The sequence below is a fragment of the Clostridium sp. CS1-1 genome, assembly GCF_056135525.1.
Genome location: NZ_CM148680.1, coordinates 1,696,626 through 1,709,156, shown reverse-complemented (window position 1 = coordinate 1,709,156; position 12,531 = coordinate 1,696,626). Strand labels below are relative to the sequence as shown.

General features: G+C 31.8%; 13 protein-coding genes. 6 read left to right on the top strand and 7 right to left on the bottom strand.

Annotation, left to right across the window (positions count from 1 at the left end; genetic code table 11):
- Positions 1-286: 286 nt before the first annotated feature.
- A complete protein-coding gene (locus AC0N0V_RS07820) occupies positions 287-460 on the bottom strand; it encodes a hypothetical protein (RefSeq protein ID WP_474463315.1) in 174 nt (57 codons plus the stop codon).
- A 59-nt stretch (positions 461-519) separates the two neighbouring features.
- A complete protein-coding gene (locus AC0N0V_RS07815) occupies positions 520-921 on the bottom strand; it encodes a pyridoxamine 5'-phosphate oxidase family protein (RefSeq protein WP_474463313.1) in 402 nt (133 codons plus the stop codon).
- 218 nt (positions 922-1,139) lie between these two features.
- On the opposite strand from AC0N0V_RS07815, the gene AC0N0V_RS07810 reads away from it, so the two are divergent.
- A complete protein-coding gene (locus AC0N0V_RS07810) occupies positions 1,140-1,466 on the top strand; it encodes a winged helix-turn-helix transcriptional regulator (protein WP_474463310.1) in 327 nt (108 codons plus the stop codon).
- Positions 1,467-1,829: 363 nt separating this feature from the next.
- On the opposite strand, the gene AC0N0V_RS07805 is transcribed toward AC0N0V_RS07810, so the two are convergent.
- The 4 genes from AC0N0V_RS07805 to AC0N0V_RS07790 form a co-directional block, all read right to left on the bottom strand.
- Positions 1,830-2,597 (bottom strand): hypothetical protein, encoded by a 768-nt coding sequence (locus AC0N0V_RS07805; protein WP_474463309.1) that lies wholly within the window; start codon positions 2,595-2,597, stop codon positions 1,830-1,832.
- The gene (locus AC0N0V_RS07800) at positions 2,597-3,292 is read right to left on the bottom strand and encodes an ABC transporter ATP-binding protein (RefSeq protein ID WP_474463307.1); all 696 of its coding nucleotides are present in this window, start codon (positions 3,290-3,292) and stop codon (positions 2,597-2,599) included. Before AC0N0V_RS07800 ends, AC0N0V_RS07805 begins: the two co-directional genes overlap by 1 nt.
- Positions 3,293-3,661, bottom strand: a complete 369-nt coding sequence (locus tag AC0N0V_RS07795; RefSeq protein ID WP_474463305.1) for a GntR family transcriptional regulator — start codon at positions 3,659-3,661, stop codon at positions 3,293-3,295. It abuts the gene before it with no gap.
- 170 nt (positions 3,662-3,831) lie between these two features.
- Positions 3,832-5,829 (bottom strand): methyl-accepting chemotaxis protein, encoded by a 1,998-nt coding sequence (locus AC0N0V_RS07790; protein WP_474463303.1) that lies wholly within the window; start codon positions 5,827-5,829, stop codon positions 3,832-3,834.
- A 277-nt stretch (positions 5,830-6,106) separates the two neighbouring features.
- Between AC0N0V_RS07790 and amrA the strand changes: the two genes are divergently transcribed.
- From amrA to AC0N0V_RS07765, 5 genes are all read left to right on the top strand, one after another.
- Positions 6,107-7,510, top strand: a complete 1,404-nt coding sequence (amrA, locus tag AC0N0V_RS07785; protein WP_474463301.1) for an AmmeMemoRadiSam system protein A — start codon at positions 6,107-6,109, stop codon at positions 7,508-7,510.
- Between the two features lie 16 nt (positions 7,511-7,526).
- Positions 7,527-8,510: an AmmeMemoRadiSam system radical SAM enzyme gene (gene amrS / locus AC0N0V_RS07780; RefSeq protein ID WP_474463299.1), complete on the top strand. Its 984-nt coding sequence runs from the start codon at positions 7,527-7,529 to the stop codon at positions 8,508-8,510.
- Positions 8,511-8,967: 457 nt separating this feature from the next.
- Positions 8,968-9,486, top strand: coding sequence for a hypothetical protein (locus tag AC0N0V_RS07775; RefSeq protein ID WP_474463297.1), 519 nt, complete (start codon positions 8,968-8,970; stop codon positions 9,484-9,486).
- Positions 9,468-9,848 (top strand): LiaF transmembrane domain-containing protein, encoded by a 381-nt coding sequence (locus AC0N0V_RS07770; protein ID WP_474463295.1) that lies wholly within the window; start codon positions 9,468-9,470, stop codon positions 9,846-9,848. The genes AC0N0V_RS07775 and AC0N0V_RS07770 overlap by 19 nt, the downstream gene beginning before the upstream one ends.
- A 156-nt stretch (positions 9,849-10,004) precedes the next feature.
- A complete protein-coding gene (locus tag AC0N0V_RS07765) occupies positions 10,005-11,306 on the top strand; it encodes a hypothetical protein (RefSeq protein WP_474463293.1) in 1,302 nt (433 codons plus the stop codon).
- A gap of 32 nt (positions 11,307-11,338) precedes the next feature.
- Here AC0N0V_RS07765 and AC0N0V_RS07760 read toward each other — a convergent pair whose 3' ends face one another.
- Positions 11,339-12,511, bottom strand: a complete 1,173-nt coding sequence (locus AC0N0V_RS07760; RefSeq protein WP_474463291.1) for a CapA family protein — start codon at positions 12,509-12,511, stop codon at positions 11,339-11,341.
- Between the last annotated feature and the right edge of the window lie 20 nt (positions 12,512-12,531).

The following is a 12,531-nucleotide window of genomic DNA, read 5'->3' as shown; positions in this document are numbered from 1 at the left end:
TAACCTTAAAACAGTTCTAAACTTTAGTTTTACTCTAACTTTTTTATTATATACTGTAAAATGTTCATCCTAAAGGCATGGTAATGCCTCATGCCGAAGGCTTTAAAATACTGATATGATAAAATATAACAAAACAATTGTCCGAAGGACTATACTATAATTGTATATATGTTCTTAGTGAAAACTTATAAATAAAAATTTATCATACTATAACAATGGATTTAGAGTAATTATTGAAGGAGACAAAAGCAGGCTATGGTGTTATGAAATCACCTTAATCTGCTACCTATATTTCGAATTGGATAGAGTTTATATCTGCAATCTCTTCTTTAATATCACCGTTACCACCAGTAATACCTGTAATTGCAACGAACTTTTGAGCTTCAAGTTGTTTAGAAAACTCCTTGCCCCTTGCAGTTAAAAAGTAAAAACTGTTATCATTACACTCTTCCTCCTTCATGTATATTTTCTAAGATTAATATGCCCTATTTGCATAAAAACAGGGCATATATAATTAAATTAAAGGGAATATTCTGCAGGTGGATTGCCTGAGAAATCAGCTATAACAGCTTTCGCATCTGCAAGATAGAATACCTCAAATATTGGGTTATCGGCAGCGTTATACTGACCTTTTACAATAGGATTGCTCATGCAGTCCTCTTTTACAGCCATGTTATTTTCGAATACAGCCTTACCGCTTAGACGAATCCATGCGTATGCAGGGCTGGAAACAGAAACTTCAACATAAGGATTTTCTTTCATATCTTCATAAACATCTTTAGTGTTATTAGTGCAGAACCACAGCTTACCATTTTTCTCAAAGCAGAACATGAAAGGACGGCACTTTGCCTTTCTGTCGCGACCAACTGTTGCCAAATACTGCACTGGGTTTTCGGTTAAAAATTTTACTACTTCATTCATACTTAACATCTCCTAATTTAAATTGATTTTTAGTGGCCACAAATATATAATAAGTGTATTAGTATATTTCATCAAGTAAGCACCTCAAAGTACTATAAGTACCTTTGGGTAACTAATTAAAAAATGAAGGGCCTAAGTGCTCTTTAATAAATAATCTAATTATATTAATCTAAGGAATTAGATTACAAATTATAACTAGTGAGAGAGGAGCGTACTTTATGAGAAAAGAGTTGCCGTTATGTCCTGTTGAAACAACTCTCCAGCTTATAGGGGAAAAGTGGAAAATTTTAATATTGAGAGACCTTATTGAAGGTACCAAACGGTTTGGTGAATTAAAAAAGTCATTAGGTTCTATAAGTCAAAAAGTTCTTACTCAGCAACTACGGTCTATGGAGGAAGATGGACTTGTGGTTCGTAAGGCTTATGCTGAAATTCCACCAAGGGTTGAATATTCCCTTACTGAAACGGGTTTAAGTCTTAAACACATTCTTGATTCAATGTGGGATTGGGGAACGGAATATAAAATGAAAGTAAATAATGAGTAAATTTATTTAATAAAATCTAATATTAAACTTGATTAAGACGCAACTTTCATATTGTGCGAATCTATCTAATTATCTAGATTTTCAAATATTACAGCGCTAACGCACTGTGTAATTGTTTTAAATTAGACATCTTATCATCATATTAGTTATAAGGCTATTATCATATTATGCTGCCGCATAATAGATTAGGGACTGGAAACTTAAAAGCTCACAATATTTTTCACAGTTTTCTGTAAGAAAACATTAAAAATTATTGGAGCTTTTAAAGGTTTATTTGTATTAGATTTCGTTCCTGAAGTGAGGGCTGACGTAACACTATAAGCCTACTCTTCAAACAGTTGCTAAAACTTAGATCAAGTTACACTAAAAATCTAGCTTATTTTCTAAAATATAAGAAGTTGCCCAATACATAACTACGAAGAATACAACATTAAAAATTGCTGCAGCTATATTTACTGGTATTGACGATCCCGAAACTCCCATAGCTCCGTATATATTAAGTTGCCCTTGTGCTGTAAATGCATTTATTTTGAACACCTGTGGAAAAGTAACAGTTAACAATTGTGTAACCTTTCCTACTATTATAGACATTACTATAAAGATTATGAAACTACCCATTTTGCCCATCTTTTTCTTCTTAATTGCTACTTTACTTAAAGATATAGAAAAGTAAATAGATAACAAGAAGTAAACATACTCTAATAAACCACAAAATATCATAAATATGATAAATCCTATATTTATAGTATCTGATAGATGTTTAAATGCCTCAGTAAAATTGATTATATTTCTAGAGTGCATAAAGTTAAAAATCATAGCTACTAATCCTACTATTCCAACTTGAACTAATGCAGCTAGTAACTTTGCACCTAAAATAGAGTAACCACTTTGAGGTAACGTAAATAATAAATAACCAGTATCTTCATACATGTCTCTACTAAATATTCTTATATTCCATATAAAAACTACTACCATTGCAGCAAAAGTCATCATTCCTGAGAAAAATAAGGTTCCCTGTGGTGGCCAATCAACTCTAGTTAACAGAAATAAATTAGCAAAAATTATTATACCAAGTATAATGATAAAATCCCTATAGTATCCCTTTAATTCATATTTAACTAAATCAAACATTATTTAAATACCTCCCTATATATCTCATCAATAGACATTCCTCTTTCATTTCTTAACTCTTCAGCATTACCATTTAGAACTATTTTTCCTTCTGAAATGAATGCTACGTCATCAAATAACCTTTCAATATCAGTAACTAAGTGGGTTGTAATAATCATCGAACTATCTTCACTATAATTGTTTAATATGGCATCTAATATTTTCTCTCGAGTAGTTGGGTCTACTCCTCCTAAAGGCTCATCTAATATATAAAGCTTTGCATTTCTTGAGAGCACTAGAGTTAGATATAATTTCTCTGCCATTCCCTTTGAAAGCGTAGTAACCTTACTGTTTATATCTAAATTCATAAATTGTAGAAGCTCTTTTGCTTTATTTTCATCAAAATCTTTATAGAAATCCTTAAAAAACTGTATAGCATCCTTTATTTTCATCCACTTATATAAATAGTCTTTGTCCGGCAAATAAGAGACTACAGATTTTGTATACGCCCCTGGCTTATGACCATCTATTAATATCTCACCGCTACTTTGCGATAAAAGTCCAGCAGCAATTTTTAAAAAAGTTGTCTTTCCACTTCCATTAGGTCCTAATAGACCTACAATTCTTCCCTTTTTAACCTCTAAATCCAATCCATTTAAAGCCTTTTTATTAAAATAACTTTTTTCTAAGCTTGAAGTCTTTAATATTTCGTCCATCTATATTTCCTCCTTAATCTTATCTTTAATTACTTTTAAAATCTCCTCACCATTGAATCCAAGATTTTTCATACCATCTATAAAGTTATCTATGATTTCTTTTGCCATTTCTCTTTTTAACAAATCAATCATACTTTTATCCTCCTTTACAAAAGTTCCCATCCCACGTTGTGTGTAAGTTATTCCTTCTCTCTCTAGTTCTTGATATGCTCTCTGCAAAGTATTTGGATTTACCTTTAACTCCGCAGCCATTTCTCTGACAGAAGGAATTTTATCGCCTGGTTCCAATTTATTTGTAACAATATCTCTTTTTATCAAATTCATTATCTGAATATATATTGGTATTTTTGCATCAAAGTTCACACTCATCACCACACCCCCTCAGTACTATTATAACTTCAATATTGTTTTAGTGTTCTGTACTAATAGTACACCATTACAATATGTTATGTCAATATTATTTCAGCAAAAGTTTAAAGACACCTATTTAAAGTCTAAATAGATGTCTTTATTATTGACCATATTCAAAAATTTCTTAACTAAATTTTAAATCTTTCAACAAGGCTGTGTAATTCATTAGAGAATTCTTCAAGCTTTTCTGCGGCCATCACAACTTCTTGAAGACCTGCTGATTGCTCCTCTGTTGATGCACTAACCTCCTCTGTGCTAGATGCAATTTCTTCAGATAATAATGATACTTCTTCAATTTTTGATATAACAATTTCCTTATTATTATTTATTCTAGTTAAAGATGTACTAGTATCTTCAATACTTTCCTTTAACTTTACAATAGCTTCGGCTATGGAAAGGAATGCTTTCTCTGTAGTATCTACACTTCTTCCCGTGGTTTTATTTAATACCATTGTTGATTCAATCTTAGAAAATAGTTGAACAATATTTTCTTTTATTTCGTTGACCACTCCGTTAATTTGAAGAGCCGATATCGCAGATTGCTCTGCAAGCTTTTTAACTTCATTAGCTACTACTACAAATCCCTTTCCAGATTCCCCTGCTCTTGCAGCTTCAATGCTAGCATTTAAGGCTAAAAGATTAGTTTGCTCCGTTATTTCACCTATTGTTTCTGTTATCTTACCTATCTCATTTGATTTATCGGCAAGTTCTTTAACTTTATCTGAAACTTCCTTACTTGATTTTGACACTAGTATAAACTGTTCACTTAAATTCTTAACTACATTTATGCCATTGTCTGTTGACTTTTTAACCTGCTTAGAAAGTTCAACCATAGTATCTGCACCAATTAAAGAATCTTTAACTTCAATTCCAAGCCCAACAATCAACTCCTGCCCTTCTTCTGTAGACTCTGCTTGTTTTGATGCTCCTGATGCAATCTCTTGTACAGCATTTGTTATCTCATCCCCTGCTCTACTTGACTGCTGTGACACATCCTTTAATAATTTTGAAGAATTCTTTATATTATCTGATGCTTCATTTACTTTTCCTAAAATGATAATCATCTGACCTTGAAGTGCATTTACACTGTCAATAATTCTTTCTAACTCGCTAACAGTTTCTTTCTCTTTCTCTATTTTTTCAGTAAAATCTCCACTTTTCATCTTATACAATACTTGCTCTATTTTTCTTACAGATTTATCTATTAATCTGTAGAATATATTTCCCGATATTAAACAAATGATAAGAGCAATAATAGAAATTAATAAAATTGAATTTCTTCCTCTGTTCACTTTACTTGTTAACTCATCTTTCGGTATAAGTCCAGCTGCTATCCATCCAGTTGAGCTATCCTTTACTGTATAAATTAGGTAATCTATACCGTTTATTTTATCTTCATATATATTATTTTCCTTGGAAATTGACTTTTCTAACCACTTTAAATCTTTTGAGTTTTTATATAATATACTCTTATCCTTACTGCCAATAATAGTACCAGCATTATCTATAAGAATTACATATCCTTTTTCACCGATTTTCTTTTCTGCTACAATACTAGATAGTTCATCTAATTTAACGTCCAAACCGATTGCCCCAATGACTTGTCCACTTTCCGGATCCTTGACACTCTTAGCAAAGGTTACCATGTATCTTCCTTTTTCCAATGCATCTTCATATGGTTCAGTAATTATAACCTCTCCAACTTTATTTACAGCCTCCTTATACCACGATCTTTGTCTTGGGTCATACCCTTCTGGTAGTGCTTGTTTAGGAGCTAATATCATTTCTCCTTTCACAGAACCCATATAAGCATTCGTTATTTCTTTATGGGACTTAACAAAAACATCCATTGATTCCATGAGAAATTTAGCAGAGTCTTGATTTTTTAATACTGACTGAGCATTTGCGCTGCTGGAAATCATTTCCACGGACTCTACGTTATTCCTGTATGTATTTTTTACTACTGATGTTATTTCTCCTAAGTTATCTCTGATCAGAATACTAAAGTCATCCCTAAATACTTTGTTTTGAGATATGTAAGTAAACATGGCTGTTGTTAGAAGTGGTATTACTGCAGATACACATAATAGTGTTACAATAACTTTCCTTAAGCTCTTTTTCCCCATACTTTTCCCCCTTTACACTCATAACCTAACAGTTTTTACTAATGATTTAAAACTTTACCTTTACATTATTATAATATATCATACTAACTTTTAACAAATCTTTTATTTTAAATTTTTTATTTTAATAACTTATTAAATAAATACCAATAACGTAATTATTTAGATTAAAGCACTATTTTTATACACTCCTATCTTATTTTTAGCACACCTTGTATTAAATATTAATATAGTGGAAAACTTCAGTTAGGTAATTTTTTATCTTACAGGAGGATTTAATATGGGAAAAATAGTTGGACATTTTGTAATGCCTCATCCACCTATTGTAGTTTCTGAGGTTGGAAAAGGCGAGGAAAAGGAAGCTATATCGACGGTAGAAGCATGTAATAAAGTTGCTGATGAAATAAGTTCGCTTAAGCCTGATACAATAGTGATTATTACTCCCCACGGCCCAGTTTTTAGGGATGCAATTGCAGTTTCTGATGGTGATTATATAAGCGGCAATCTAGGAAATTTTAATGCTGAAGAGGTTGAATTTAACTTAAAGATAAATAAATCATTGACAGAAGCTATAGTGAGCTATGCTCACGGAATGGGAGTTTTTGCAGTTTCTATCAACGAAGATTCTGCTGGAAGATTTGAAATAGGTTATGAACTAGACCATGGTTCTATGGTACCACTCTATTTCGTAAATAAAAAACATGTTAACTATAAATTAGTTCATATCACCTATGGATTTTTATCTGAAGTAGAATTATACAAATTTGGAATAGCCATAAAACAAGCAGTTGAGCTTTCAAGTGATAATGTTGTAGTTATAGCTTCTGGTGATTTATCTCATAAGGTTACAGAAGCAGCACCCTATGGCTATAGTCCTCACGGTAAGGAGTTTGATAGTAAGATTCTAGAACTTCTAAAAAAAGGCGATGTATTAAATGTATTTCAGATGGACAAAAATGTTATTGAATGTGCTGGTGAATGCGGACTAAGATCTTTTTATATTATGCTTGGCACTATGGATGGATATGAATTTAAAGGTGATATTTTATCTTATGAAGCGCCTTTTGGCATTGGATATGGTGTCATGAGATTTGATGTAAATGAAACTACTGAGGAAGATATGTTACATAAAATATCTGAACAGAAAAAAGAAGCTATTAAAAAAATTAGAGATGATGAAGACCCCTATGTAAGACTTGCTCGTGAAACCTTGGAACATTATGTAGAAACTGGTGAATTGATAAAAGCACCTTCTTACGTTACAGATGAAATGTTAAAAGAAGGACGTGGTGTCTTCGTATCACTAAAAAAAGATGGTGAACTAAGGGGTTGTATTGGTACAATTTTTCCTGCCTATGACAATGTAGCTGAAGAAATAATTCATAATGCTATAGAAGCTGGTGAAAGAGATCCTAGGTTTAACCCAGTTGACGACGATGAATTAGATGACATAGTTTATTCTGTAGATGTTCTAATGCCTGCGGAAAAAGCTACGAGAGACGATTTAGATCCTAAAAACTATGGTGTTATTGTTCGCAGTGGTAATAGAAGTGGTTTACTTCTTCCAGATTTAAGCGGAGTCGATACCGTAGAAGAACAGCTTGAGATTGCTCTAAGAAAAGCTGGTATTGATAAGTATGAACCTTATACCATTGAAAGATTCGAAGTTATAAGACATAAATAAGGAGATAAAAGTATTTATGAAAAAAGAAGCTCTTTTTTATACCAAGGATGACAATGGAAAGATTTTGTGTTTACTTTGCCCTCAAAGATGTCATATTAAAGAAAGTGGCATAGGCTTTTGTGGTGCTAGAAAGGTTGAAGATGATGTTCTATGCACCTTAAACTATGGCGATATAAGTTCAGCTTCACTGGACCCTATAGAAAAGAAACCTTTTTATCACTATAGACCTGGTAGTTTTATTCTTTCAGTAGGCAGCTTCGGTTGCAATTTTAGGTGTGGTTTTTGTCAGAATCACTCAATATCTCAAACTAAACCAGAAACCCAATACACTGACCCTAAGGATCTCGTACAATTTGCCTTGAAACAAAGGGAAAATATAGGTATAGCTTTTACTTATAATGAGCCTTCGATTTGGTATGAATATATTTACGATGTTTGCACAGAGTCACCATCTGAAAACTTAGACCTTATATTAGTCAGTAATGGTTATATCAGCGAAGAACCATTACTGACATTGCTACCATATATTAAAGCAGCCAATATTGATCTTAAAGCTTTCAATAACAAATTTTACAAAAGTATTTGTGCAGGAGATATGAAACCAGTTTTAAATAACATAGAAAAAATACATGATAAGTGCCATCTGGAGGTCACTACTCTTTTAGTAGAAGGTTATAATGATTTTGAGGAGGAGATAAAAGACTTATGTAAATGGCTCTCGAAGTTAAGCCCGAATATCCCTCTTCATCTATCAAGATATTTTCCTTCATATAAATTTAATGCTCCTGCAACTTCTATAGAAAGAATTAAAATTTGCAGTGATATAGCTAAAGAATATTTGAGCTATGTATATATTGGCAATGTTTCTGGGGTAGACAACAATACTTACTGCCCTAAATGCGGTGAACTATTAGTTGATCGTAATAGTTTCACAATAAAACTGCATATAGAGGATACTAATTGTCAGAAATGTGGGCATAAAGCTAATATTATAACCTAATAAATTTATCCATAGCTATGTACTAGTAGCACTATGCGTTTAATATATCGAAGAAATAATAACTGTCATTTATAAATAGAACTAACTAATCTCTTCCCCAAGTTCAAGAAAATACAAATTATAAGTAGGAGTTGTGAATTAGCTATTACAATTCAACTCTACCTGATTTAAAACCCTAGTCTAATTCAGTAAAATCATTCATATTTATCCGATGACTAGCCGCTCTAATACTCCCCCTTCTTCAAGGGGGAGTATTAGAGCGGCTGCGTCCCTGGATAACGACTTCTAAACTTCAGATGGAGTTAAAACTCCACCTTAAGCCAAGAATTCTGTTTATTGAAACTTATCTACTAGGAATCATATTTAAGAAATTCTTAAGAATTCATCTAACTTTATTTTAAGATTTTGTATCTAAAATAAGCATATAGATTAAAAATGAAACGAGGAGGAATGTAAATTGAAACATTCTAAAAAAATTGCAATATTCTTTTCTTTAATTCCTGGAGCTGGTCATATGTACCTTGGACTTACAAGGCAGGGGATTCAGCTTATGCTGTTATTTTTCTTAACCTTTGGTATAAGCGTATCTATTAACCTAGGATTTATTGCAATATTTCTACCTATCATATGGTTTTATAGTGTTTTTGATGTAAGGTCAAAGGCTTCAAGTGAAGAACCCCTAACCGATTGTGATTTGAAGATTTTTTCAAGTATCGGTAATAAGGATGAGTTTATCCCAAAAACTGCTGCATATAAATACATCGGATATGGATTTATTTTTGTTGGAATAGCTGCACTGATTAATAATATAGTTTTCCCTATAATTGGTGAATATATAGACTACAGAGTTATTAGATTTGCTAGATCAAGTTTTACTTCACTAATTTTTCTATTTGTAGGATTTACTCTTTTAACAAATAAAAACAAGACAAGTCTTGTGAAAGGTGATGCAAACTTATGCAAGGAAGAAGAGTAGGAACTTTAACTTTAGGATTACTATTAATAATAACTGGTGTAACCTATCTTTTAGGTAATATTTATAGTTTAGAAATTATCATACAAATTCTTAAATGGTGGCCATTAACATTAATAATGCTTGGTATAGAAGTTCTAATCTATAGCCACACTGCATCAATACAAAACCGTCAAATAAGTTTTGATGCAAAAAGTCTTTTTCTTATTGTTTTAGTATTATTTTTCTCTTTTAGTGCTTGTGTTTTCAGTAAAGTAAGCAGTGAGCTTTTGAATCCTAAGTCTCCTATTTACTATCAAAAATATTTTTCAAATACAATTCACTATCCCACTACACATTATGTGCTGAGTAATGCAAACTATTAATTAGTAGAATAAAATTTGTATTTTAAAAATAGAGAAACCTTTGATTCACTTAGAAATTTGCATTTTTACATTAAGTATTGTGTTCATGAATTAAAACCACCTTTAAAGCAAATTATAATCAATAATAGATCAATTGCTTTATTAAGGAGTTTAGTCATGAATGAAAAAAACGCACAAAATTCATCTCCTAGACACCCAAGAGCCTATGTTAGCACTATAGGTGTCACTCAGCTGCATTTAAGGAACCCATTAGTAGTTGCATTTTGGTCACTAATGTTTCCAGGTTTCGGGCATATGTTATTAAACAAATATATAAGAGGGTTTATACTATTCACTTGGGAAGTCTTTATTAACTTACAATCTAATATAAATCTTGCCATTTTATACTCTTTCACTGGAAGATTCGAAATGTCTAAACAAGCTTTACGAAAAGAATGGATACTTATTTATCTTCCAACTTATATATTTGCTGTTTGGGATAGTTATAGAACAACTGTAACTACCAATATCCAGTTCAAACTTGCATCCAGAGAAGATGCTGAAATACACCCTTTTAAGATGGGGGCTATGGGTTATAATTATATAGACAAAAGATCTCCAGGGATTGCACTTGCTTGGTCTTTGTTAATGCCAGGAGTAAGCCAGTTATATGTTCACAGGATTGTAGCTTCATTTTTTATTCTTACTTGGTGGATTGCCATTGTCTATTTTTCTAAACTGCTTCCGTGTATTCACTATACCTTGCTAGGAGATTTTGTTCATGCTAAAGCAGTCATAAACCCTCATTGGTTTTTAAATATTCCTTCTATCTATATGTTTGCTGCATACGATGTATATATAAATACCGTTGAATTAAATAATTTGTTTGAATGGGAACAGTCTAAATTTTTGAAAAGACAATATCAGAACAAAAACTTTAAAATCCCATTAGTTACAAATATAGATATAATTGTTCCCTATTTTCAGATTAAAGAATCGAGGTGGCAGCGAATGTACGTTATTTCTACTTTTGATTATTCGAACTATCTTGAATTAGCAGTTACTGAAATTCAGATGAAAGGAGTAAAAAAGGAAAATATTCTAGCCGCTCCTATGGATAAAAGAAATGAAGATAGGATGGTTTTAGACTCTATACACCAATCTGACGGTGTAAGTTCAATAGATATTCCTATGATTTTAGGCACTATTCTTATGATTTTTGGAAGCGTTTATGGATTTATTTTTAAATGGGGGCCTCTTATTTGGGGGTTAATTGGAATGAGTATAGGAATTATATTAGGATTCATTATAAAATTTATTACATTCAAGAATAGTTCGAAAAATCAAAATTCCAAGAAATCTACTGAAGTGGTTCTTATTATAGAATGTAACGAAAATCAGATAGATACGGTAACAGAAGCATTGTGGTCCAATCACGCTCTTGGTGTCAGTAAATTAGACCTTAGTAGCGATAAATAATAAAAAAGCGTCTCTATTTGACGCTTTTTTAATTATTTCTCCTCTTCCGAACTCACATTTACAAATGTAAAATCATTTTTTAAAGTAAAGTCCAAATTCATAGATAACTTATTTAGTTTTGCAAGAATAGCCTCTTCTTTACTTCCTGTAAGAGGAGTAGGGCAGTAATCATTGATATAATTCACGCTTGAAATACTACAAGGAATTACTTTAACTCCATAGGATGTAAGTTTGCTATCTTTAAATATAAACTTCGTTTGAAGTATAAAGGTATCTTTATCTCTTGGATTCATATTCCCACCAAAAGCAAAGTTTCCAAGACTATATGCTATAAGCTTGTTTTTATATTTTTCTATTCCTTGAATAACATGAGGATGATGCCCTACAATAAGGTCTGCACCCTGATCTATTGCGTAATGTGCGATATGTTTTTGACCGTTGTTTGGATAATATGAATTTTCTTCACCCCAGTGAAAATTTATTACAACTGTGTATCCTTTGCTTTTAAGATCTTCAATATCCTTTTTTAATTTCCTTAAAAAAGCTTCATCGTCACTAAATCCTCTGTATCCTAAGAATCCTATTTTGTTTCCATTAGCTTCAGTTAACCACTTATTTCCTTCTCCAAAGTAGTTAATTCCCTGTGATTTTACTGCAGTAATAGTATCTTTAAATCCCTTATCAAGATAATCATATATATGATTATTAGAAAGATTTACTCCTTCTATGTAGCCAAGTGGTAGACTTTTAGCATATTCTGGTGGAGCTTTGAAGTTAAATTGTTTTTCTGCCTTCACTGTTGCATTTGTAAAAGTTGTCTCTAAGTTTACAGTAGTTATGTCATCATTTTTAAAAATATCTGCTACATTTTTAAAGAAATATGAATACTCATCACCATTTTTCTTTAAAACTGCAGGCAAACTATTAGAATATCCAAACTTATCATCATGTCCTATGGTAGCATCCCCTGCACTGCTTAAGAGTATCTCTGTTTGGACTTGTTCTTTTTTGTTATTAAGTTTATCTTCCTCTCTGTGACTACTCTGTTCCGTGTTTTTGTTGTCTGAAATTTTCCCGCTAGTTAACTTCTGATGAGTAATTTTATATAGACTATAATAGCAAGATCCAATAAACGTAAATAGCATTAGGGTAATTAGTATGCCTTTCTTAGATCTAGCCTTTCTTCTTGTTTTATTTTTTACCAAAAGTCTCCCTCCCATCTAAT

Coding starts and splice junctions, on each gene's coding strand:
- AC0N0V_RS07810 (WP_474463310.1), top strand. CDS start 1,140: ATGAGAAAAGAGTTGCCGTTATGTCCTGTTGAAACAACTCTCCAGCTT.
- amrS (WP_474463299.1), top strand. CDS start 7,527: ATGAAAAAAGAAGCTCTTTTTTATACCAAGGATGACAATGGAAAGATT.
- AC0N0V_RS07820 (WP_474463315.1), bottom strand. CDS start 460: ATGAAGGAGGAAGAGTGTAATGATAACAGTTTTTACTTTTTAACTGCA.
- AC0N0V_RS07800 (WP_474463307.1), bottom strand. CDS start 3,292: ATGGACGAAATATTAAAGACTTCAAGCTTAGAAAAAAGTTATTTTAAT.
- AC0N0V_RS07795 (WP_474463305.1), bottom strand. CDS start 3,661: ATGAGTGTGAACTTTGATGCAAAAATACCAATATATATTCAGATAATG.
- AC0N0V_RS07770 (WP_474463295.1), top strand. CDS start 9,468: ATGCAAGGAAGAAGAGTAGGAACTTTAACTTTAGGATTACTATTAATA.
- AC0N0V_RS07765 (WP_474463293.1), top strand. CDS start 10,005: ATGAATGAAAAAAACGCACAAAATTCATCTCCTAGACACCCAAGAGCC.
- AC0N0V_RS07790 (WP_474463303.1), bottom strand. CDS start 5,829: ATGGGGAAAAAGAGCTTAAGGAAAGTTATTGTAACACTATTATGTGTA.
- AC0N0V_RS07805 (WP_474463309.1), bottom strand. CDS start 2,597: ATGTTTGATTTAGTTAAATATGAATTAAAGGGATACTATAGGGATTTT.
- AC0N0V_RS07815 (WP_474463313.1), bottom strand. CDS start 921: ATGAATGAAGTAGTAAAATTTTTAACCGAAAACCCAGTGCAGTATTTG.
- amrA (WP_474463301.1), top strand. CDS start 6,107: ATGGGAAAAATAGTTGGACATTTTGTAATGCCTCATCCACCTATTGTA.